At 31.2% G+C, this 24498-nt stretch carries 21 protein-coding genes and 2 tRNA genes; 15 read left to right on the top strand and 8 right to left on the bottom strand.

Annotated features, from left to right (window positions below; all coding sequences use genetic code 11):
* Window positions 1-16: 16 nt before the first annotated feature.
* From ABD939_RS01450 to ABD939_RS01420, 7 genes are all read right to left on the bottom strand, one after another.
* The gene (locus ABD939_RS01450) at window positions 17-661 is read right to left on the bottom strand and encodes a hypothetical protein (RefSeq protein WP_345163687.1); all 645 of its coding nucleotides are present in this window, start codon (window positions 659-661) and stop codon (window positions 17-19) included.
* A complete protein-coding gene (locus ABD939_RS01445) occupies window positions 651-2012 on the bottom strand; it encodes a methylmalonyl-CoA mutase subunit beta (protein WP_345163684.1) in 1362 nt (453 codons plus the stop codon). Before ABD939_RS01445 ends, ABD939_RS01450 begins: the two co-directional genes overlap by 11 nt.
* Entirely contained in the window at window positions 2005-2337 is a 333-nt protein-coding gene (locus ABD939_RS01440; protein ID WP_345163680.1) for an FtsB family cell division protein, read from the bottom strand. The genes ABD939_RS01445 and ABD939_RS01440 overlap by 8 nt, the downstream gene beginning before the upstream one ends.
* On the bottom strand, window positions 2337-2942 hold the full coding sequence (udk, locus tag ABD939_RS01435; protein WP_345163676.1) for a uridine kinase: 606 nt from the start codon (window positions 2940-2942) through the stop codon (window positions 2337-2339). Before udk ends, ABD939_RS01440 begins: the two co-directional genes overlap by 1 nt.
* Window positions 2943-3008: 66 nt before the next feature.
* A complete protein-coding gene (locus ABD939_RS01430; protein ID WP_345163672.1) occupies window positions 3009-3428 on the bottom strand; it encodes a c-type cytochrome in 420 nt (139 codons plus the stop codon).
* Window positions 3429-3438: 10 nt separating this feature from the next.
* Window positions 3439-4563, bottom strand: coding sequence for a PQQ-dependent sugar dehydrogenase (locus ABD939_RS01425; RefSeq protein WP_345163668.1), 1125 nt, complete (start codon window positions 4561-4563; stop codon window positions 3439-3441).
* A 30-nt stretch (window positions 4564-4593) separates the two neighbouring features.
* Window positions 4594-6891, bottom strand: a complete 2298-nt coding sequence (locus ABD939_RS01420; protein ID WP_345163664.1) for a TonB-dependent receptor domain-containing protein — start codon at window positions 6889-6891, stop codon at window positions 4594-4596.
* A 121-nt stretch (window positions 6892-7012) separates the two neighbouring features.
* Here ABD939_RS01420 and ABD939_RS01415 point away from each other — a divergent pair.
* The 3 genes from ABD939_RS01415 to ABD939_RS01405 all read left to right on the top strand — a co-directional run bounded on the left by ABD939_RS01415 (window position 7013) and on the right by ABD939_RS01405 (window position 8370).
* Window positions 7013-7087: transfer RNA gene (locus ABD939_RS01415), tRNA-Pro, on the top strand.
* 133 nt (window positions 7088-7220) lie between these two features.
* Entirely contained in the window at window positions 7221-8201 is a 981-nt protein-coding gene (trxB, locus tag ABD939_RS01410; RefSeq protein WP_345163661.1) for a thioredoxin-disulfide reductase, read from the top strand.
* Window positions 8202-8295: 94 nt separating this feature from the next.
* Window positions 8296-8370, top strand: a tRNA-Pro gene (locus ABD939_RS01405).
* A 98-nt stretch (window positions 8371-8468) separates the two neighbouring features.
* Here ABD939_RS01405 and ABD939_RS01400 read toward each other — a convergent pair.
* Window positions 8469-9542: a substrate-binding domain-containing protein gene (locus ABD939_RS01400; RefSeq protein ID WP_345163658.1), complete on the bottom strand. Its 1074-nt coding sequence runs from the start codon at window positions 9540-9542 to the stop codon at window positions 8469-8471.
* 196 nt (window positions 9543-9738) lie between these two features.
* On the opposite strand from ABD939_RS01400, the gene ABD939_RS01395 reads away from it, so the two are divergent.
* From ABD939_RS01395 to ABD939_RS01340, 12 genes are all read left to right on the top strand, one after another.
* Entirely contained in the window at window positions 9739-10566 is an 828-nt protein-coding gene (locus ABD939_RS01395; protein WP_345163655.1) for an SDR family oxidoreductase, read from the top strand.
* A 12-nt stretch (window positions 10567-10578) separates the two neighbouring features.
* Entirely contained in the window at window positions 10579-11550 is a 972-nt protein-coding gene (locus ABD939_RS01390) for a Gfo/Idh/MocA family protein (protein WP_345163652.1), read from the top strand.
* A gap of 9 nt (window positions 11551-11559) precedes the next feature.
* The gene (uxuA, locus tag ABD939_RS01385) at window positions 11560-12735 is read left to right on the top strand and encodes a mannonate dehydratase (RefSeq protein WP_345163648.1); all 1176 of its coding nucleotides are present in this window, start codon (window positions 11560-11562) and stop codon (window positions 12733-12735) included.
* A 19-nt stretch (window positions 12736-12754) separates the two neighbouring features.
* Entirely contained in the window at window positions 12755-13597 is an 843-nt protein-coding gene (gene kduI, locus ABD939_RS01380; RefSeq protein ID WP_345163644.1) for a 5-dehydro-4-deoxy-D-glucuronate isomerase, read from the top strand.
* A 3-nt stretch (window positions 13598-13600) separates the two neighbouring features.
* Entirely contained in the window at window positions 13601-14395 is a 795-nt protein-coding gene (locus ABD939_RS01375; RefSeq protein ID WP_345163641.1) for a gluconate 5-dehydrogenase, read from the top strand.
* Window position 14396: 1 nt separating this feature from the next.
* Window positions 14397-15575 carry a DUF4861 family protein gene (locus tag ABD939_RS01370; RefSeq protein WP_345163638.1) on the top strand — a complete coding sequence of 393 codons (1179 nt, stop codon included), beginning with the start codon at window positions 14397-14399 and terminating at the stop codon, window positions 15573-15575.
* A gap of 10 nt (window positions 15576-15585) precedes the next feature.
* On the top strand, window positions 15586-16992 hold the full coding sequence (gene uxaC / locus ABD939_RS01365) for a glucuronate isomerase (protein ID WP_345163635.1): 1407 nt from the start codon (window positions 15586-15588) through the stop codon (window positions 16990-16992).
* Window positions 16993-17005: 13 nt separating this feature from the next.
* Window positions 17006-17980 carry a TRAP transporter substrate-binding protein gene (locus tag ABD939_RS01360; RefSeq protein WP_345163630.1) on the top strand — a complete coding sequence of 325 codons (975 nt, stop codon included), beginning with the start codon at window positions 17006-17008 and terminating at the stop codon, window positions 17978-17980.
* A 2-nt stretch (window positions 17981-17982) separates the two neighbouring features.
* Window positions 17983-18471, top strand: a complete 489-nt coding sequence (locus ABD939_RS01355; RefSeq protein WP_345163627.1) for a TRAP transporter small permease — start codon at window positions 17983-17985, stop codon at window positions 18469-18471.
* A 5-nt stretch (window positions 18472-18476) separates the two neighbouring features.
* A complete protein-coding gene (locus ABD939_RS01350) occupies window positions 18477-19784 on the top strand; it encodes a TRAP transporter large permease (protein ID WP_345163624.1) in 1308 nt (435 codons plus the stop codon).
* Window positions 19785-19836: 52 nt separating this feature from the next.
* Window positions 19837-20181 (top strand): hypothetical protein, encoded by a 345-nt coding sequence (locus ABD939_RS01345; protein ID WP_345163621.1) that lies wholly within the window; start codon window positions 19837-19839, stop codon window positions 20179-20181.
* 96 nt (window positions 20182-20277) lie between these two features.
* Window positions 20278-24342: a hybrid sensor histidine kinase/response regulator gene (locus tag ABD939_RS01340; protein ID WP_345163618.1), complete on the top strand. Its 4065-nt coding sequence runs from the start codon at window positions 20278-20280 to the stop codon at window positions 24340-24342.
* Window positions 24343-24498: the final 156 nt, after the last annotated feature.

The raw sequence follows: 24498 nt of genomic DNA, 5'->3' as shown, positions 1-24498 counted from the left end.
TAAAAAACTGTTATCACTATTTAGGTATTTGATTAAAATCTACTTTAGGTTCTGGTTTTTCTTTTACATTACTCAAATCAATATTGAAAAGTTTTGCATAGTATAAATCAAAAGCAACATAGCTTGATAAATACTTATCTGAAGATACTAATCTGAAATTAGACATTAAGGGCGAACCAAAAAGGCGAGGACTCATACTATTGGTAGAAACTAATGCTTTTAAGGTTGTCTTTAAATCTTTGCTTTGAATTTTATCAGCTATGCAGTTAAAAAAAGTACTATTGTAATTTAAATAACTTGCTTTATTTTCAGCATCCCAAAGGCTGTTTTCTTGTTTTAAAGCTTCAAATACTTTAACGGTATGCGGCGATACAACATCTTCATATTTAACACGGTTGCTTAGAGCATTTCTAATAAATTGAGAATAAGCAGATGGTAAATTAGTTTGTCCTCTGTTATAAAATTTGGTTATATCATCTTCAAAACTGAAAAGTGCTTCATTTAGAAGAGCGGATAGGTTTTTATTCTCACAATCAACAACAACACCTTTGCTTTCAAATTTAAAATCGTTAAAAGTGTTTTCTTTTTTACAACTAGTTAGCGTTAGTACTAATAAAAATACAATGAGGTTAAATTTTACTTTCATGAGTTTACTTTTCATTTTTTAATCGTTCTTGTTCTAAATTTTCTGATAATCGTTTTTCTATTATAGGTTCAATTAAGGTTTTTCTTTTATTGGTTTTTACAAAAGGATAAATTTCCAACTCATCTTTCATTACATCATTTAAATTTGGGTGTTTATTTGTACCTAGTAAAACTTCTTCACCGGTATTAAATTGATTCTGCTCTTTGGAAGCGCTTTCTTTTATTTTTCGTTGTATTAAGCCTTCTTTTAATTGTTTTAAGAAGCCACCGTTTCTTTCAATATTTTTAAACAATTCTAATCCTTTTTCTGCTAATTGATTGGTTAGAGTTTCGATGTAATACGCCCCGTCAGCAGGATTGTCAACTTTATCAAAATAACTTTCGTGTTTTAAAATTAAAAGTTGATTTCTTGCAATACGTTCACCAAACTCATTGTCTTTATGATAAATGGTATCATATGGTAAATTACAAATCGTATTTGCACCACCCAAAATAGCACTCATACATTCTGTTGTTGTTCGTAACATGTTTGTGTTATAATCGTAAAGTGTTTTATTTCTTTTTGATGTTGTTGCTACAATATGGCAATTTGTGTTTATACCATATTCTGTTGCTAATGTTTCCCATAATAAACGCAAGGCTCTTAGTTTTGCTATTTCGAAAAAGTAATTGGTGCTGATTGAAACATGAAAAACAACTTTGAGTTTGTTTAATGGTAAGCTTTTAAAATGATTTAAATATTCGTTAACATGAGCAAGTGTATAAGCCAGTTGTTGCACCATATTAGCTCCAGCATTTTGATACAATGAGGTGTTAATACTTATTAATTTAGTTTGTTTTACTACCGATTCGAAGGTTGCGAAATCTTCTTTAAAACTTTTAAAAAAATTGCCATTTTTAGCTAAATTATGTATAACGTCTAGATGAAAAAAAACGTTTTTTCTATTGTGAATATTAGAAAATTGTTTTGAAAAATCTTCGGGTAAAAATTGTAGGATAAAATAAATTTGCGTGTTGTCTAAATCTATATTTTTTAGTAATTCTTGAATTGAAATATCTTCAGAAGGAATAATAAATTTAATGCTTTCGGCTCCTCTTTCTAATACTTCGATAGCTTTAGAATTTGATTTTTCTGTGTTTGCTACATAAATGGATTGACAAATTTTCCATTCAGTAGCCTTCGTGTTTGAAGTTTCTGGAAGATTATCAAAATCATCAGCATGATAAAAAGGTTTAATAGCAATATCTTCATTTGTGTTCCAAACAAGCGATTCATTATAATCTGCACCCTTTAAATCGAACTGAATTTTTTGTTTCCACTGTTTTGATGAGACAGAATCAAACTCACTAAATAACTGTTTAGTCATTTTGTTTTGTTTTTAAACTGTCTTCGTATTCTATAATAAAAATTTCTTCATTATCCCGTTTCATGTAATATTCCTCACGAGCAAACTTTTCTAAGCCTTCTTCGGTACTTAATTTCTTTATAGCTTTTTTATCTTTTTCAATTTCTCGCCTGTAGTATTCTTTTTCGTCTTCAAGTGCATTAATATCGTTATTCAATTCATTATGAATAAACCAAGAATTTGCATCAAAAAAGAGCATCCAAATTATAAAAATAGCCAAAATTAGGGTAAACCAATTTTTAAAGGGTTTTAAATATTTGCTTGTATTTTTTTTAAATTTTGTCATTACAATTTGTTGTTTATAATGGTGCGTACCATATCAACAGCTACAGTGTTATATTTATTGTTTGGAATGATAATATCTGCATATTCTTTCATGGGTTCAATAAATTGTTCGTGCATTGGTTTTAACGTTTTTTGGTATCTGGTTAAAACTTCATCTAAATCTCTACCACGTTCCTTTATGTCGCGTTTTAGTCTCCGTATTAAACGCTCATCTGTATCAGCATGAACAAATATTTTAATGTCAAACATATCCCTTAATTCACGATTTGTTAAAATTAAAATACCCTCAACTATCATCACTTTTCTTGGATGTGTTAGAATAGTATCACCTGTTCTGTTATGCTTTACGAAAGAATAGACAGGTTGATGAATAGGGTTATTTCCCTTTAGTTCTTTTAAATGATTTACTAGTAAATCGAAATCGATAGATCTTGGGTGATCAAAATTTATATTTGTGCGTTCCTCGTATGTTAAGTGAGTTGTATCTTTATAATAGGAATCTTGCGAGATAACACCAACTTCACCCTCTGGGAGTTCGTTTAGTATTTGGTTTACAACTGTAGTTTTGCCGCAACCTGTTCCGCCTGCAATTCCAATAATTAGCATGATTTGATGTTTAATTGACTTCTCACAAAGTTAGTTAAATGTAAAATCTTTCAAGCGGAAATATGCTTATTTTTTAATTTCAGAAACTTCTTCTTCTGTAATCATTTTATCATTTTTATTACCCCAACTATTTGTAATGTAATTCATAACATCGGCAACTTCATCATCGCTTAAACCTAATGCAGACATATTGCCATTATAAGTTTTACCATTAACTACTATTTCTCCTTGTTGTCCATACTTAATACCTTTTATGCTTTCTTTTCGATTTTTGAGAAGAAAGTCTGATTTTGCTAAGGGAGGATAAATATTTTCTACGCCTTCTCCATTTGCTAAGTGACAAGACATACAAAAGTCTGTGTAAATTTCACTACCACGCTCAATACTTTCGGTTAAAGGGTCTTCATGTGAAGTATACTTGTTAGTATTTTGGTTAATTGTAAATATTGATGAAATAGTTATAAGGCAGATTAAGATAAATTTCATTTCTAGTATTTTAATTTTTAGATATTATTTTAAATATTCCTTTTCCTTCCACAGCAACATAAATATAACCATCAGGAGCTTGAACAACATCTCTAACACGCCCAATATCTTCAAATAGTTTTTCGCGTTTTACAACTTTATCGTTTTCTAAAACTAATCGCTCGAGATAACTGAATTTTAATGAGCCAACTAAAACATTGCTTTTCCAATTCGGATATTTTTCTGAGGAAACAACTGCCATTCCGCTTGGTGCAATAGATGGCACCCAATAGAATAAAGGTTGTTCCATGCCTTCTTTCTCTGTGATTTCTGTAAATGTTGTGCCGCTATAATTTATACCGTAAGATATTACGGGCCAGCCAAAGTTTTTACCCTTTTGAATGACGTTAATTTCATCACCACCTCGCGGACCATGTTCATTTACCCAAATTGCTCCAGTAAATGGGTTTTTTGTCATGCCCTGTGGGTTTCTGTGTCCGTAGCTATAGATAGCAGTTTTTACATTTTCCATCCCTATAAATGGGTTGTCTTCTGGAATAGTTCCATCGTCATTTAATCTGTAAATTTTACCACAATCAATAGTTATATCTTGCGGGTTTACGTCTCTATTACCACGATCTCCAATTGAAAAATATAAATAACCATCATCATCAAAAGCAATGCGCGATCCCCAATGTTGACCTTTTTTGGTATTTGGAGTAGCTTTGTAAAGCAGTTCTTTGTTAACTAGAGTATTTCCGTTTAATTTGGCTCTCATTAAAGCTGTGTTTCCACCGTCACCTTCTCCATCAGAAGAAGCAAAAGTCATGTAAATCCATCCATTGTTGGCATAATCTGGATGTGTTTCAATATCTAAAAACCCACCTTGACCACGTACATAAACTTCTGGAGCACTTTCTATATTTGTTTTTTTACCATCCTTAAAATGTATAAGTTCTCCTGATTTTTCAGTTATTAACATGCTTCCATCAGGTAAAAAAGTCATCCCCCAAGGAATATTTAAATCAGGTACTATCAGCTCTGTTGTGTAGTTTAAATCTTTAGGGCTTTCAGCTTTTATTTCAGATTCAGTTTGTTGAGCACAGGCTGAAAAAGTTACAAATACAATAGCTAGGAAAAAATGAATTCGCGTCATAGTTAAATATCTTTTATTGATAAATTTACATTAAAAAATGTAATTCATATTAATTCCCGCATAATAATTTCTTGGATTTCCTGGATAAAAATATCTTGGTGCATTTCCACCAAAGCTACTTGCGTTTATTAATATTTGTGAAGCATAATCTTCATCAAATATATTGTTTAAACCAAAAAATAAATTTACTTGAACTTTTTTGTTGATGTCGATTCTGTACCCAATTTTTAAATTGCTTAGTTGGTAACTACTTGTATATAAACTATTGCTATCTGTAATAGGCATGCTCCCAACTTGTTGAAAATTAATATTGCCGTATACCCCTGAAGCAGAATTAAAATCTACACCTGCGTTTAAAACATTTGAAGGAACACCAGTTAAATCGTTTCCTGAAAAATCATTTTCTTCGTCTATAAATTCTTTAAAAATAAAATTGTTTTGTGTAAAGTTAAGGAAGGTGTTAATAGCTATTTTTTCTTTGTTTAACCATTGGTAATTTATAGCTAATTCCAATCCCTCATGTTGAGTTTTTCCAGCGTTTATTCCTATAAATTCATCTTCAGAAGTTCTTCTTGAAACTAGTAAGTTTTTTATGTCTAATCGAAACAAGGATAAATTGAATTGTAATCTGTTTTTTAGGGCTGAGCCTCTAGTTCCTATTTCAAAATTCCAACCTGTTTCAGGTTTTAAATTGGTGTTTAACTGTCCGTTTGGTAATAAAGTTTCATTTAAAGAAATGGGTGAAAAGCCGTGACTAATACTTGAAAAACCACTTAAATTTTTAGAAAACTCATGAGAAAACCCAAATTTTGGAGATAGAATATCTCCGAATTTATAACTACCAGATTGATCTGGGTTTTCGTTAGAAACTTCAAAGCGGTCATCTAAATTATAAGATGTTTGGTTTAAATTTAAACCTATTGTAAATGTGCTTTTTTTTGATATTTCATAATTAGTTTCAAAAAATAAATTGTAATAATCTCGTATTTCTTTAAAGTTTGATAAGTTATCACCTTCAACACTTCCAGTACCAGCAGGAAAATCTTCATATAAGTTGTCAAAAGTTTTATATTTATAGGTGTCTTTAAATAGTTCGCCGCCAATGGTCCAATTTAGAGTTTTATTAAATATTAATGTATTTCCCAAAACTCGACTTCGTATACCCAATGCGAATGTGTTTTCTGATAAAATATTAAAAGGTCTGGGTTCGTATGCATTTCTAAAAGAGGTAAAAATGCTAGTAATTTGTTTTAACTTTTGATTGTAATTATGATTCCATGACAATCCAAAAACACCTCTTTTCGAATCCTCAAAACCTTGCGATTGCTTCCATGTAAAAGCAGCAGCCTTCGGATTGTTTAAAAAGGTTTCTTCGTTTAAAGAACTTGGTATGAATGCTTTTAAATCAACATAACTAATTAAAAAACTTAATTCATTTTTTTTGTTTAAAAAGTGATTGGTGTTTATAGTAAAAGTTTGTCTGTCATATTTGTTATTATCTCGGTAACCGTTACTGTGAGTGTTGCTATAAACAGCCCTAATACTATTTTTTGAAGTTCCATAATTAAGGTTAACAATACCTTTAATTAAACCAAAATCGCCAACTAATAACTCGCTGTTTAGATTAGTTTGTTTTAAAAAAGCATTTTGAGGATTAATATGAATAGCACCTCCAAGACCAGCGCCATAAATACTTGATGTAGCACCTTTTATAATTTCGAAGCGCGATATGGAAGCCAATTCAAAATCTTCAATAGTCGTTTCACCGCTGCCATTTGTAAGAGGTATATCTTTAAAATAAGCTCTAATTTTTGAGGTGCCAAATAGATTTCTAGAACCAATTCCTCTAATTGTAATCCTATTGGTATTAAGAGCTCCGCTTTGCATAAAAACCCCAGGAGTACGGTTTAAAATTGGTGCAAAATCTACGTTATTAAAGCGCTGAATATCTTCATTAGAAATTATACTAATTGCAGCCGTGGCCTTTTTTAATTTTTGAGGAATGTGATTGGTGTTAATTATAATTTCATTTAATTCAGATGGGTTTATGTCTAATTGAATGGTGTTGTAGGATTCTTTGGTTAAATCAAGAGTTTTTTTAAGATAACCCTCTTTTTTAAAACTATAAATACCTGGTTTTAAAATTTCAAAAGTCCCATTAATTTTTGTGGTTGTTATTATTTCTCCACTAGTGTTTAATACTTGTGCAAACATTATTGGAGTATTATTACTATCAACCAGTTTTCCTTTTATTTCTGACTGGCTAAAACTGAAAAAAGTCAGACAAAAAGCAAGAAAATAAAGTGTTTGTTTTGTTAATAATTGCAATATTTTTAAGTTTAAAATAGAAAGCAAAAGTATAATTTTTAAACAAGAAATATTTTTATAAAATTGTAATTATTAAATGAATAAATAAAGTATATTTGCAGCCTGTTAATGATAACTATTTCGGGGTGTAGCGTAGCCCGGTTATCGCGCCGCGTTTGGGACGCGGAGGTCGCAGGTTCGAATCCTGCCACCCCGACAAAAAAAGCTGAACAATCCTGTTCGGCTTTTTTTATAATTATAACTTATTCCACAATAAGAACTGTTAATAACTTAAGTGTAAGGATTCAATCAAAAATTCTACTTTTGTTAAGATTAAACTAATAGAAATTATGTCTGAAAATATAGAAAAAGTAAAATGCTTAATTATAGGTTCTGGACCAGCTGGTTATACAGCGGCAATTTATGCAGCTAGAGCTAATATGTCGCCTGTTTTGTATCAAGGTACGCAACCAGGTGGACAGTTAACAACTACAAATGAAGTAGAGAATTTTCCTGGTTATCCAGAAGGCGTAACAGGACCAGAAATGATGATGCAGCTTCAAGCACAAGCGCAACGTTTTGAAACAGACGTTCGTGATGGGTGGGTTACGAAAGTTGATTTTTCAGGTGATGTTCATAAAGCATGGGTTAATGAAACAAAAGAAATTCATGCTGATACAATAATTATATCAACAGGAGCTTCAGCTAAATATTTAGGTTTAGATTCTGAACAAAAATATTTAAAACTAGGAGGAGGTGTCTCTGCATGTGCTGTTTGTGATGGATTCTTTTACAGAAACCAAGAAGTGGTAATTGTAGGCGCTGGAGATTCAGCCTGTGAGGAAGCACATTACTTATCTAAACTTTGTAAAAAAGTGACTATGCTAGTTCGTAGAGATGAGTTTAGAGCCTCTAAAATTATGGCAGCGAGAGTTAAGAATACAGAGAATATCGAAATACTTTTCAATACAGAAACCGATGAGGTTTTAGGAGATGGGCAAGTAGTTACTGCTGTAAGAGTTTTTAATAACCAAACAAACGAAAAGCATGAAATTCCAGCTACAGGATTTTTCGTGGCAATTGGACATAAACCTAATACTGATATATTTAAAGATTTTTTAGATTTAGATGAAACAGGATATATCATAAATGAACCTGGAACGTCTAAAACAAATATTGAAGGTGTTTTTGTATCTGGTGATGCTGCAGATCATGTTTATAGGCAGGCGGTTACGGCTGCAGGAACTGGATGTATGGCTGCTTTAGATGCGGAGCGTTGGTTGGCGGCTAAAGATTCTGCTTTTGAGGTGTCAACATCAACATATAACTAGAAAAAAGTAATATTTAAAAGTCGCAGCAATTGTTGCGACTTTTTTGTTTGGTTATATTTGAAAAAGTGGTTTCTTTGGAATCATAAATTTAATTCGGGATGTGGCGCAGTCCGGTTAGCGTACACGGCTGGGGGCCGTGTGGTCGCAGGTTCAAATCCTGTCATCCCGACGAAAAGAATTTTAATATTCATCAAATGAATGTTTATTTAAGTATTTTAATTTAAATACTATTTAGCTAGTTTTTTACTTAATCATCTCCAAAATTACCTAGCTATTCGTCTTAAACACAAATTCATTTCGTTCATTGTATTTTACATTTTCTTTCGTGAGAATATCAATAGGAAGATAATTTTTAGAGTTCGGAATTTCATTTTTTATCAAGTAATCGGTGAGTAGGCGAATAGATTCGTAACCTTGGTCGAAAGGTTTTTGTGAAATTAAAAAGGAAACAGAATTATGTAATAAACAATCAATGTTTTGTGGCGTGTTATCAAACCCTATAAGTTTGAGTTTTTTTAAATCACTTTTTTTAATACAATCGGTAACTATGTGAATTCTACTAGATGGAACGAAAATACCTGAGATTTCAGGATTTTGTTTTAATGCAAGATTTATTTTTTCTTTTGTTTCTGACGAGTTATTTAAGTTTTCTATTTTCAAATTTTGACTTTTCTTGTCAATATTGTTCTTCAAAAAATAATCATTGAAGCCCTTAATTCTATTTGATACAGCATTGTTTTTTGTAATGTTATATCTAGCTTGAATGATTAAAAATGCAGACAGGTTTGGAGTGCTTAAATGCATAAGTTTTCCAGCAATATAGCCTGCTGTATACGAGTCTTGACCAACAAAAGCTATGTTGTTAAATCCTTCAATATCAATATTTAAAAATAAATACGGGATGTTTAAAGATTCTAGTTTTGAAACAATTTTTTTGGTTTCTTCAGAAAAATTAGGAACCATAATTACTGCTGTAGGTTTAGAAGCTAATAAGGTTTTAAATGTATTAAGATAAGAATCGGGGTCGTATTGATTAAAGGAGAAGTTGCTAACTTGAACACCAAAGCTTTTTACATCTTCGGCACCTTTTAAGACGCCTAGATACGGAGACTTCCAGAACAAATCAGACTCATTATACTCTGGAATTAAAGTGGCAATAGAATGCTTTTTCTTCATTGCCAAGGCGCTTGCCACAGGATTCACACTAAAATTATGAAACTCAAGAATCTTTTTAATTTTTGCTTCTGTTTTTTTAGATACACCGCCTCTGTTGTGTAAAACTCTATCTACAGTGCCTTCAGAAACATTGGCTTCTTTAGCAATATCCTTAATGGTAATCATATATTAAAAATAATTTTTCAATTATTAATTTGCATTACAGTATTTCAATAAAATCCTTATTAGGAGAATATTAGGCAATTTAGTAATAAAATTTATATTTATGTGTGCGCACACTATTTTTTTGTTATATTTGTGTGTGCGTACACGAAATGACGTAAATTATTGATAATTATAAATATAAGTAATAGGTTTTAAGATGAGTAAAGTAGTAGTTTTAACAGGTGCTGGCGGGGTTTTATGTAGTACATTGGCTGTGGCATTAGCAAAAGAAGGTCATAAAATAGCTGTTCTAGATTTGAGAAAAGAGGCTGCAGATAAAGTTGCTGATGAAATAAAAGCAGCTGGAGGTACAGCAATTGGTATTGCTGCTAATGTTTTAGAAAAAGAATCTTTAGAATTAGCAAAAGAGATTGTAAATGAAAAACTAGGTAAATGTGATATTTTGGTAAATGGAGCTGGAGGTAATCATCCGTTAGGAACAACTAGCAATCCGTATTTGGAAGCTTCAGATTTAGTGAATAAAACTGAAGGGTTTAAAACATTTTTTGATTTAGATGTGAATGGCATTCAATTTACTTTTAATTTGAATTTTATTGGAACTTTATTGCCAACACAAGTTTTTGCGATGGATATGGTTGATAGAGAAGGTTGTTCTATTTTGAATATTTCCTCTATGAATGCATTTACGCCATTAACTAAAATACCAGCTTACAGTGGCGCAAAAGCTGCGGTGTCCAATTTTACGCAGTGGTTAGCTGTTCATTTTTCTAAAGTAGGGATTAGAGTAAACGCATTGGCTCCAGGGTTTTTCTTGACAGACCAAAATAGAAGTTTATTAACAGAAACTGATGGTAGTCTAACGCCAAGAGGTAAACAAATTATTGAACAAACCCCAATGGGTAAATTTGGTGAACCTGAAGATTTGGTAGGAACAACTTTATGGTTATGTGGCGAAGGTGCTTCTTTTGTAACCGGTGTTGTTGTGCCAATTGATGGTGGATTTAGTGCTTATAGTGGTGTTTAAAATAAAGTAGAAATGACAAAAAAATCAACTGTAGTTTGGGGTATAATTGGTTGTGGTGATGTAGCTGAGGTTAAAAGTGGTCCAGCATTTCAGAAATGTAATAATTCTGAATTATTGGCAGTGATGCGTCGAGATGCAGATAAAGCAAAAGATTTTGCCAAACGACATAATGTGCCATTATGGTATGATAATGCTGAGGAACTTTTAGGTAATCCAGATATAACTTCCGTATATATTGCTACACCACCTTCAACACATTTAAGCCTTTCTTTAAAAGCATTGAAGGCTAGAAAAGATGTGTATTTAGAAAAACCTATGGTGCTTTCTGTAGAAGAGTCAGATGCCTTGGTTAAGGCTGTTAACAATAGTAATAATAAATTGGTAGTTGCCCATTACAGGCGTTTTTTACCTATGTATATAAAAGTTAAAGAGCTTTTAGAAGCAAATATTATTGGTGCAATTAATTACACTGATTTACGTTTTTTGCAACCATATAATTTTAATTCAAAAGCTACTTGGAGGCTTAATTCTACTATTTCTGGAGGCGGTTATTTTCATGACATTGCACCGCATCAAATAGATTTAATGTATCACTTTTTTGGAGATGTTGAATCTATAAAAGGTGTTTCAGTAAACCAATCGGGTAGGCATGAAGTTGATGATATGGTAAACGGACTTGTAAGTTTTAAAAATAATGTTCAGTTTAGAGGAATATGGTCATTTGATATTCCAAAGTATTTAGAAGAAGATAAATGCACGATTTACGGCGAAAATGGTACGATAGAATTTTCCTTTTATGAAGATGAGTTAACACTAACGTTAAAAGAAAAAAAAGAAACTTTTAATTTTAAAAATCCTATAAATATTCAACAACCCATGATACAAGAAACGGTAAATTATTTTTTAGGAAAAAGAAATAACCCGTGTCCTGTTGAAGATGGAGATTTAGTAATATCTATTATGGAAACATTTACAAAAAAATAATATTAGAAAATGGAACAAACATGGCGATGGTACGGACCAAATGATCCGGTATCCTTATCAGATATAAAGCAAGCAGGAGCAACAGGTGTAGTTTCTGCCTTGCATCATATTCCAAATGGAGAAGTTTGGACTATAGATGAAATTCAAAATAGAAAAACTATAATTGAGGATGCAGGATTAACATGGAGTGTTGTTGAAAGTATCCCGGTTCACGAGAATATAAAAACACGTTCTGGTAATTTTCAAACCTATATAGAAACCTACAAGGCTAGTATTGAGAATTTAGCTAAATGTGGAGTTAAGATTGTTTGTTATAATTTTATGCCTGTTTTAGACTGGACAAGAACAGATTTAGGTTTTCAAGTTGAAGATGGCTCTAAAGCCCTTCGATTTGATGTTATTGCCTTTGCAGCTTTCGAAATGTTTTTATTGAAACGACCAGGTGCTGAAAACAGTTATTCTGAAGCACAACAAAAAGCTGCTAAAGCATACGTTGAAAATCTTACTGAAGATAATAAAAAGGAGCTTGTAAATAATATTATAGCGGGCTTACCTGGAGCAGAAGAAGGTTATACATTAGAGCAATTTCAAAATATTTTAGATACATATTCAGCTATTGATGCTTCGGTGTTAAGAGAAAACTTAGTATCTTTCTTAAAAGAAATTATTCCAGTAGCATCTAAAAATGAGGTGTTAATGTGTATTCATCCTGATGATCCGCCATATCCAATTTTAGGATTGCCAAGAGTAGTTAGTACAGAGGCAGATTATGCGTATTTATTTGATAACGTTCCAGATCGAGCCAATGGTATCACCTTTTGCACAGGTTCTTTAGGTGTTAGAGCAGATAATAATTTGGTTCAAATATTTAACCGTTTTGCTGATAGAGCTCACTTTTTACATTTAAGAAGTACAAAACGCGACGAGCATGGTAACTTTTATGAGGCTAATCATTTAGATGGAGATGTAGATATGTTTAGTATTGTGAAAGCAATTTTAGAAGAAGAGAAAAGACGAAAAGCGGCAGGTTATACAGATTCTGCAATTCCTGTAAGACCAGATCATGGACATCAAATGCTTGATGATTTACACAAGAAAACAAATCCAGGTTATTCTGGTATTGGAAGGTTAAGAGGCCTAGCAGAATTGCGAGGTTTAGAATATGGTATAAAACAAAGTATATAATAAAAACATAAAAATAGCAATGAGTACACACTATGAAACCCGTTATGCATCAAGTCCTAAAGCTGTAAAAGCTTACGATACTGAGCAACTTAGAGAAGAATTTTTAATTGAAAACCTGATGCAAGAAGATCAATTAGTTTTGGTTTACACGCATTATGATAGATATATGGCAGGTTCCGCAGTACCTGTTGAAGGACCGATTAAACTTGAAACAATAGATCCTTTAAAATCAAGTTATTTTTTAGAAAGAAGAGAAATTGGAATTATAAACGTAGGTGGGGATGGCACTGTTGAAGTAGATGGTGAAGTGTATCAATTAACTCTAAAAGATGCTTTGTACATTGGTAGTGGAAGTAAAGACGTTGTTTTTAAAAGTGATGATAAAAACAATCCAGCAAAATTTTATTTAAACTCAGCACCAGCACATAAAACGTTTCCAACAAAGAAAGTAAGTAAGGCTGAAGCTAATAAAATTGAGTTAGGCTCTTTAGAAACGGCTAATCATCGTACAGTTAACCAACAAATTATTGGAGGTATTGTTGATACTTGCCAACTTCAAATGGGGATGACTGAGCTTAAAACTGGAAGTGTTTGGAATACTATGCCAGCTCACGTTCACGATAGAAGGATGGAGATTTATTATTATTTAGATATTCCACAAGACCAAGCTGTTTGTCACTTCATGGGACAACCACAGGAAACACGTCACATTTGGATGCAAAATCATCAGGCTGTAATTTCTCCACCTTGGTCAATTCATTCAGGATCTGGAACTTCAAATTATACATTTATATGGGGAATGGCTGGTGAGAATTTAGATTATGGCGATATGGATGTTGCTAAAATAACAGAATTAAGATAGGTTATGAGCGCATCATTATTTGATATAAAAGGTAAAAATGCTTTAGTAACAGGAAGCACTCACGGATTGGGAATGGCAATGGCAAGAGGCCTAGGTCTTGCTGGAGCAACCATAATTGTAAATGGCAATTCTTCACAAGAGAAGATTGATAATGCAGTAGCCGAATACAAAAAAGAAGGTATAAATGCAGTTGGTTATAAATTTAACGTAGCTAATGAAGCAGATGTAATTGCCGCTATTAAGAAGATTGAAGCCGAAGTTGGTCAAATTGATATTTTAATTAATAATGCAGGTATTATAAAGCGTACACCTTTAATTGAAATGGAAGTTGCCGATTTTAAACAGGTTATAGATATAGATTTAGTAAGTCCATTTATAGTTTCTAAACATGTTGTAAAAAGCATGATTGAAAGAAAAGAAGGAAAGGTCATTAATATTTGCTCTATGATGAGCGAATTGGGCAGAAACAGCGTAGGAGCTTATGCAGCTGCCAAAGGTGGATTAAAAATGTTAACCCAAAATATGGCTACCGAATGGGCAAAACATAATATACAAGTAAATGGAATTGGCCCAGGATATTTTGCAACATCCCAAACAGCACCAATTCGTGTTGATGGTCATCCATTTAACGACTTTATAGTCAATAGAACACCAGCAGCAAAATGGGGTGACCCTAATGATCTAGCTGGTGCAGCAATATTTTTATCATCTAAAGCTAGTGATTTTGTTAACGGACATATTCTTTACGTAGATGGCGGAATTCTAGCAACTATTGGAAAACCAACTAACGAAGATTAATATGAAAACAACATCAATACTTCCTATACTCATTCTTTGCCTTATACTTTTTAATTGTGGAGGTAAAACAGGACAAATTATTACAGTTGAAAACACTTTAGATGTTCCAAGAAGTTTTGAAACTGTTGAAATTAGTACATCTGATATCATTTTATTAAAAGAAGAAAGCATTGAAAACATTGGTGTTATAGATGTTGAAACCAATGAAGTTTTAATATCACAGTTGGTTGATACAGATAAAGACGGTAATGCAGATGTGTTATTATTTCAGCCAGAAATAAAGGCTAATTCTCAGAAACAATATATGCTTTCTAAGATTGAAGCTGATGAAATGCCAGAAACCATAGAATATTGTTATTCTCGATTTGTTCCTGAAAGAACTGACGATTATGCATGGGAAAATAATAAAGTTGGGTTTAGAACTTTTGGACCAACTGCGCAAAAAATGATTGAAGATTCTATAAAAGGTGGAACATTATCAAGCGGTATTGATGCATGGTTAAAACGAGTTGAATATCCAATAATAAACAAGTGGTATAAGGAGGATCAAGTAGAAAAAGGTGCTTATCATAAAGATAAAGGAGAAGGTTTAGATAATTTTCATGTAGGAATAAGTAGAGGCGTTGGAGGAATAGCAGTGAAACAAGATTCTACCTACTATATCTCTAGAAATTTCACAAAATGGGAAACTATAACAACTGGACCAATACGAACAAGTTTTGTTTTAGAGTACGCAGATTGGGACGCTAAAGGACAAAAGATTTCTGAAACAAAGCATATTTCTCTAGATTATGGTAATAATTTGTCACGATTTGAAATTGAAATATCTGGTACTGATGCTATTCATGTTGGTTTAACATTACATGAAAAAGATGGTATTGATACACAGAACAAAGATGCTGGATTTATTTCATATTGGGAGCCTCATGATGATTCGGAGCTAGGAACCGCCATTGTAGTTCCTTACGGTAATATGTTATCAACTGAATTGTTTGATACTCCTATTAAAGATTGGAGTAATTTATACACTGAGGTTAAAGTAAATAATGGAAAAGCCATTTATTATGGAGGTTTTGGATGGAAAAAGGCTAAAGAATTTACTTCAAAAGAAGGTTGGAATAATTATTTAGAAGCGTTTGCCTTAAAAATTAACAACCCACTTGTTGTTTCTTTGAATTAGAATTTAAATTATGAACACATCTAATTTTATATCTGATAATTTCTTGTTACAATCTGAAGTAGCTGAAACTTTATATCACATGTACGCCAAAGATTTGCCAATAATAGATTATCATAACCATTTATCAGCAAAAAAAATAGCAGAGAATGAACCTGTTAAAAATATAACCGAGGCTTGGTTAAAGGAAGACCACTACAAATGGCGTGGTATGCGTGCTAATGGTATTGATGAGATATATATAACAGGACAAGCTACTTCTCATAAAGAGAAATTTTTGAAATGGGCAGAAACAGTTCCCTATACCTTAAGAAATCCATTGTTTCACTGGACACATTTAGAACTTAAACGTTATTTTAATATAGATGAATTGCTTCAACCAAGTACTGCAGAAAACATTTATGAGAAAGCAAATGCTGTTTTAGAGAATAAAACGCCTGCTCAACTTTTAGAAGATATGAAGGTTGAAGTAGTATGTACTACTGATGACCCTACTGATGATTTAGTATATCATACAGAAATTGCTAACAGTAATTTTTATACAAAAGTGTTACCAACATTTAGGGCAGATGCTTTGTTCTTTATTAATAAGGAAAATTTTAAAAATTATCTGAATAAACTAGCATTATCAGTTAATAAAGAGATTAAGAGTCTAAAAGATTTCCTTGACGCTATAGATTTACGCATTAAATATTTTGATAAACAAGGATGTCGTTTGTCAGATTTTGGTGTAGGAGAAGCGTTGCACATTATTGATTTTAATGAAAAGGAAATTTCTGAGATTTTCAATAAAAAACTAGAAGGAACAGAACTTTCAATTACTGAGGTTAATAAATATAGATCATTTCTATTTATTTATTTAGGAAAAAAATATCATGAGTATAATTGGGTACAGCAATATCATTTAGGGCCTATTAGAAATAACAATTCCAGATTATTAGAACAAGTTGGTCTTGATGCAGGTGTAGATTCTATAGGTGATTTTCCTATGGCAGAGTTTATGTCTAAATTGTTTAATAAACTAAATTCTACAAATCAATTAGCAAAAACAATTACCTATAATTTAAATCCGTCACAAAACGAAGTGTTTGCAACCATGATGGGGAATTTTCAAAATTCTGATGTTCCAGGGAAAATGCAATGGGGTTCTGGTTGGTGGTTTTTAGATCAAAAGGACGGCATGGAAAAACAAATAAACACGCTATCTAATATGGGCTTATTAAGTCGTTTTGTTGGAATGTTAACAGATAGCAGAAGCTTTTTGTCGTTTCCAAGACATGAATATTTTAGGAGAATTTTGTGTAATTTAATTGCCGAAGATGTTAATCAAGGTCTTGTGCCAAACGATATAGAATTTTTAGGAAAAATGATTCAGGATATTTGTTACTATAATGCTGTAAATTATTTCAAGTTTAATTAAATAATAATGTTCTATGCAATATAAATTAATTTTCTTAGCGCTTCTCTTTTTAAGTATTTCATCTTGTAAAGAGGGAGATGGTAATAAGGTTCTCTATTTGGGGCATACCTTACCTCAGTCTCATCCTGTACATAAAGGTATATTGGAATTTCAGAATGCACTAGAAGCAAAATCTGGAGGAACATTGAAAGTTAAAATTTTTCCTGATGCTCAATTAGGTTCAGAACGGGAAGTTTTAGAGTTGCTACAAATTGGCTCTGTAGCTGCTACAAAGGTAAGTGCTGCTACCTTATCTAATTTTGTGCCCGAATATCATGTTTTGGGTATTCCTTATTTGTTTAGAGATAAACAACATCAATTTGATGTGTTAGAAGGTGAAATTGGGAAGTCAATTTTAGAAAAAGGAAGTAAGTTTTGGCTACGTGGTCTTTGTTATTACGATGCAGGAAGTCGAAGTTTTTATACGAGTAACAAAGCTATACGAACTCCTGATGACTTAGAAGGTTTAAAAATTAGGGTAATGAATAATCAAATGGCTATAAACATGGTTAACTCTATGGGTGGGTCTGCCACACCACTAGCTTATGGCGAATTATATACAGCTATTCAGCAAGGTGTTGTTGATGGTGCTGAAAATAACCCACCGTCTTTTGTGTCCTCAAATCATTATGAAATAAGTAAATATTACACTTTAGACCAACATTCATCTGTTCCTGATGTTCTTTTAATAGGTACTAAGTTTTGGGAAAAACTATCAGCAGAAGAAAAAGTTTGGGTGCAAGAAGCAGCTGATGAATCTGCTCAAGCTCAAAAGAAATTTTGGAGTGATTCTGTTGATGAATCTATGAGAATAGCCAGAGAAGCTGGAGTAGAAGTTATTATTCCAGAAAAATCTTTATTTGCTGAAAAATCAAAATCTGTTGTGGAAGAATTTGTTAAGGAATTTCCAGAAATGGCTCCAATTGTAAATAAAATTAAAAATAATTAATTATGAATAAATCTGAACTTATTTTTAATAAAGTAAGTCGAATTCTTGAGGTGTTTATGATAATCATTTTTGCACTTTTAGTTTTGGACGTTCTCTTTCAAGTTTTTTCAAGATATCTTTTAGGAACTTCTTTTACATGGACTGAAGAATTTGCAAGATTCGCTCTAATTTGGTTGACTATAATAGGAGCGGCCTATTTAAATGGGAAAAGAGAACATCTGTCTATGGATTTTTTATATCAAAAATTCTCAGAGTCTAATAAAAGAAAAGCATCTATTCTTATAGAAGTATTAGTATTTCTATTTGCTCTTATTGTAATGGTTATTGGCGGACTAAATTTAGTTTACACAACATTACATTTAGAGCAACTTTCGGGAACTTTACGAATTCCCTTAGGTTATGTTTATGCTATTATGCCCTTCAGCGGATTTTTAATCATGTGTTTCTCCATATATCACATTTCAAATATTTATAAAAACAAAAAACAATAATTATTATGAGTATAGAAGTTATAAGTATTATCGTTTTGTTTGTTAGTTTCTTTTCACTTTTATTACTTAAGGTTCCTGTAGCCTATAGTATAGGAATTGCAACAACATTGAGTTTATTATTGAATATTGATAAATTACCAGGTTTAACAACCATTGCTCAAAGAATGACTACAGGAATTGATAGTTTTGCTTTATTGGCAATTCCGTTTTTTATTCTCGCGGGCGATATTATGAAACGCGGTGGAATAGCCACTCGACTCATTAATTTTGCAAAATCTTTGGTGTCAAGTTTACCAGGTGGTTTGGCTTATGTGAATATTTTAGCTTCAATGTTATTTGGTGCTATTTCTGGTTCTGCACTTGCAGCAGCATCGGCAATAGGAAGTATAATGACCGATAGGATGGAAGAAGAAGGATATCCAAGAACCTTAAGTGCCTCTGTAAATATAACAGCATCAACTACGGGGTTATTAATTCCGCCGAGTAATATATTAATTGTATATGCTTTAGCAAGTGGTGGAACAGCATCTGTAGCAGCCTTATTTATTGCTGGTTACCTTCCTGGAATATTGTTAGGATTTGCTATCATGGGATACGTTGCTTTTATAGCTATAAGTAAAGGATATACTAAAGGAAAACGTGCTACTTTTTTTGAAGTTTGGACGTTTTTCAGAAAAGCTTTTTTCAGTTTATTGTTATTAGTTATTGTTGTTGGAGGTATTGTAGCAGGAATATTCACAGCTACAGAAGCTTCTGTTATTGCGGTATTGTATGCTGCAATACTAGCTTTAGTTTATGGTGATATGAAAGTAAAGGACTTTTCTGGAGTATTACTCTCTAGTGCTAAAACTACAGCTGTTGTTATGTTTTTAATATGTACATCCATGGCTATGTCTTGGTTGTTTTCCTTTGAAGGAATCCCAGAAATGATTAGTGCTTTTTTATTAGAATCATTAAATAATAAATTTGCTATTTTCTTAGCAATCAATATTATTTTGCTGGTTATTGGAACATTTATGGATATGACACCGGCAGTACTAATATTTACGCCAATTTTTCTTCCTGTAGTAACTACCCTTGGAATGGATCCCGTACATTTTGGAATTGTCATTGTACTTAATTTATGTATAGGAATTTGTACACCTCCTGTTGGTACACTTCTATTTGTTGGTAGTGGCGTCGCAAAAGTTTCGGTCACACAAGTTATAAGGCCCCTGTTGCCGTTTCTTTTAATTATGGTAATTGTTTTAATGTTTATTAGTTTCATACCAGAAATATCAATGTTTTTACCGAATCTATTTGGGCTAAAATAATAGTGAAAATAATGTGTTAAAATAATCTTGGAATTTTATTAATAGGCCTATTATGGATTTTAAATTTAAAGTATTTATAGTTGTTTTTTTTACTTTGTTTATCAATCTTTTAATTGAAGCGCAAGCAATTCCTGAGATTATTACGAACAAAAAAGTATCTGGTAAAAACTATTTACCAGATTTTAGTTACGCAGGATATCATAACGGAGAAAAGAAACTTCCAGTTATAGTTGGTAAAATAATTAATGCTATTGATTATGGTGTTATACCTAATGATGGTTTAGACGATTCTAAGGCATTAAAAAAGGCAATTGAAGAAGCTTCAAAAATTAAAGGCAATGTAACATTACAACTTCCTCCAGGGCGCTTAATTTTAAGTGATATTCTGTATTTATAAATTTCAATTAAAAATGGGATTAAAAAAATATTGAATCTTTTATTTGAGATTCAATATTTATTACTTTTGATTATAACCTAAAATCCTTTAAGTAAAGTGTTTAGACTATTTGTATTTTATTTTAGTTTAGGTTTTGTATGTTTTGGTTTTTCTCAAACTAAAGCATATCAATTTGTTCATTTATCTAATACTGAAGGTTTATCTCAAAGTTCTGTAATAGCTATTCATCAAGATAATTTAGGTCAAATTTGGATTGGCACAAGAGATGGATTGAATAAATACGATGGGAATAATTTTACTATCTACAGAAATGAAAGTGATAATCCAAATTCAATAAGTAGTAATGATATACTAGCTATTAAGCAGGATTCTGAGGGTTATATTTGGATTGGAACTTATAATGGTTTAAATAGATTTAATCCCAAAACAGGAAGGTTTAAAAGATACTTTCATAAACAAGATAATTCTTCCATAAGTAATAATACAGTTTCAATAATTGAAGAATTATCAACTGGTGAAATCCTTATAGGATCTACCGAAGGACTTAGTATTTATAATAGAGAAACAGCTTCATTTAAAAGCTATCTTACAAATAGCAATGAAGAGTTAAAAGAGGGGCTTAATGTTTTATCTATTCTTGAAACACAAAATAAAAAAATCTACATAGGAACAAATTCTGGTTTATATGAACTTATTATTTTAGATGATAATACTGAGTTTAAAATTATAAATAATACAAAAAAGCTATTTATTCAAGACTTAGTTGAGACCCCATCAGAAACCTTATTATTAGCTTCAAAAACAGAAAGTGTTTTAGAATATAATCCTAAAACAAACCGTTTATCCAATTATTTTTTAGAGGATGAATTAGAGGAGGGCACCAACAATGTAAGGCAATTATTATTTGATAATGATAATCAATTATGGGTGGGAACCTATAATGGGATTAAAATTGTTAATGCTAATAAAGAAGTTCTTTTACTTCGTGCAAATATTAACGATCCTAAAAGCTTAAGTAAAAGTTCAATTAAATCCTTATTTAAAGACAAGAAAGGATCTATTTGGATAGGTACTTACTACGGAGGTATAAATATTTGGGACGACTCAAACATTAATTTTTTAAATCTAAACCAAAGTATTGCAGGCAAAGGATTAAGTTATAATGTTGTAAGCTCAATTGCAAGTTATAACGATTTGGTTTTCTTTGGAACAGAAGGCGGGGGTATAACAGTTTTTAATAAAAAAGATAATAGCTATAAATACATAAATAAAGAGATTACGAAGCAGTTATCAGATAATAATATAAAATCTTTACTTGTTTTAAAGGATGAATTATGGATTGGTACATTCAATAAAGGTGTTAGAATTTATAATATAAAAACGAAAACTTTCAACACTTCAATATTATCAAATGAATTGAAAAATTACACAGATGATATTGGTATTTATTCTATAAAACAAGACAATAATCAAAACATATGGCTAGGTACTTTTGGTAAAGGTTTAATAGTTTATAACTTAAAATCTAAAATGTTTAAAACTTTTGAATTTTCTAATAATTCTAAAAAAACATTATCTAGTAATTTGATAAGAACCATTACTCTAGATTCTAAAAATAATATTTGGGTTGGCACGGAAAAAGGTCTTAACAAAATTGGTCAGTCTGGTGATGTTGTTAGATATTTCTATGAAGCAAGCCTTCAATACGGAGATGATATTTTATCGGTTTTTGAGGACTCAAATACAAACATATGGGTTGGCACAAAAACTAAAGGATTATTTAAACTAGAGAATTCAGAATTTGTACCTGTAGATTTTTTAGCTAAAAACAATATAGTTTCATCTGTTCATAGTATTGAAGAAGATGAAAAAAATCAACTCTGGATAAGTACAAATCAAGGTGTTGTAAAGTATAATTTAGAAAATAATACATCAATATTTTATAATCAAAAAGATGGCCTTATTAGTAACGAGTTTAATGATAATGCAAGTTTCAAGATAGGTAAGTCTGAATTTTATTTCGGAAGTCCTTTTGGAGTTACATATTTTAACTCAAATGCATTAATTACTAATAAATACACACCAAAAGTTATATTAACAGATTTTACTGTTAAAAATGAACCTATTCATGTTGATGATAAATATGATGTTTTAACAAAAACGCTGCCATATACAGAGTCAATATCATTAAAATATGATCAAGGAAATTTTAGTATTTCGTTCGCAACGCCAAATTTTATAAACTCAAATAATAATTCATATAAATACAGATTAATAGGTTTAGAAAGCGAATGGAATGAAACTTCTAATAATACTGTAGCCTATACTATTCAAAATTCTGGGAAGTATGTTTTTGAGGTAAAAGGAGCAAATAGTGATGGTATTTGGAATGATTCCATTACCAAACTAAAATTAAACATAGCTCCTGCTCCATGGCGAACATGGTGGGCATTTACAATTTATGGATTGTTAATTTTATTGGCACTTTATTTCTTAATAAATATTTTAAAGTCTAGAACAAAGTTAAGACACGATTTGCAATTAGAATCTTTGGAGACAGAGAGAACAAAAGAGATAAACAAAAGTAAATTGGAGTTTTTCACAAATATATCTCATGAATTTCGAACACCTTTAGCTTTAATTTTAGGGCCCTTAAACCAAATTATAGAAGACTACCGAGGTAGTAGTAAAATGTATAAAAAACTATTAGTTATTGAAAATAGTGCTAACCATTTGTTACACTTAATAAATAGATTAATGGATTTTAGAAAGTTTGAAAATAATATATATAAACTACAAGCAGCAGAAGGTAACATTGTAAAGTTTTTAAGAGAAATTTATTTATCATTTACAGAATTTGCCAAAAATGGAGATTACGATTTTAATTTTATATGCGATGAAGACGTTGTTTTATTATATTACGATCGTAACAAACTAGAGCGGGTTTTTTACAATTTAATATCTAATGCATTTCGTTATACTCCAAAAGGAGGAGAAATTATAATAAGAGTAAGAAAAAATAATAATACTGTTTGTATACAAATAGAAGATACTGGTGTAGGAATTGCAAAAGAATATCATGATAAGATTTTTGAACGTTTTTTTGAGGTTTCTGTGAATAACCAGCCAGATAATAATTATAACAAGGGTACAGGAATTGGATTATCCATTGTTAAAAACATCGTAGAACTGCATAAAGGTACTATTAAGGTGCAAAGTAATACAAATGATATAGGCTCCATATTTTCTGTATCATTATTGTTAGGAAGTAAACATCTAGATGAAACAGAAATAATACAAAACTTTAAGTTTAGTGATGATGTATCTCAATATGTAACGCAGTTAAATAAACCCTCAGATTTTACTTATGATTCTTTTGAGGAAGACATATACGAGGAAGAGAAACAAACAATTTTACTCGTCGAAGATCATAAACCATTGCGTAAGTTTATAAAAAGCTTACTAAAAGTAACATATAATGTTATTGAAGCTGAAAATGGAAAAGTAGGATTTAAAAAAGCTAAAAAAGAGTCTCCAGATTTAATTATTAGCGATGTTATTATGCCTAAAATGACAGGGACAGAATTATGTTCTGCTATTAAAAGTGATATAATAACGAGTCACATACCTATTATTTTACTAACATCAAGGTCTTCTTTAATATATAAATTAGAAGGATTAGAACGTGGAGCAGATGATTATATTAGTAAACCTTTTGATGTAAAAGAGTTTAAACTTAGAATTAAAAACTTATTAAAAACTAGAGATAAGTTGAGAGAAAAGTTTATATCTAATGAAGGCTTAAAGCCAGAAGATGTCCTTGTATCTTCATTTGATGAAAAACTATATAAGAAAGCTTTACAAATAGTTAATGATAATATAGGAAATGAGTCCTTTGATATTCCTTACTTCTGTTCAGAATTGGGGGTAAGTAGAACCATGTTGTTTACAAAAATTAAAGCATGGTCTAACTTTACGCCAAATGAATTTATTTTACACTTTAGAATGAAACGTGCAGCTCAACTCTTGGAGCAAGGGAAAATTAATATTTCTCAAGTTAGCTATCAAGTCGGTTATAAAAACCCTAAATATTTTAGCAAGTCTTTTCAAAAGAAATTTGGAGAAACACCAACTCAATATGCTAATAAATTTTCAGAGTAGTTAATAAACTTATATTAATTAATTGATTATTAGGTGTTTGTACTTTTTTACCCCCTATTTTGGACTACAGCAATAATAAATTGTTTTAGATTTATCCAAATGAAAAATACCAAGCACAAGTATAAATATATTGAATTGGCACTTGTTGCTATAATT

Origin of the sequence: Algibacter aquimarinus, from assembly GCF_039543265.1 — a bacterium.
Taxonomy (GTDB): Bacteria; Bacteroidota; Bacteroidia; order Flavobacteriales; family Flavobacteriaceae; genus Algibacter_B; species Algibacter_B aquimarinus.
This window is presented reverse-complemented; position numbering and strand designations above follow the sequence as displayed.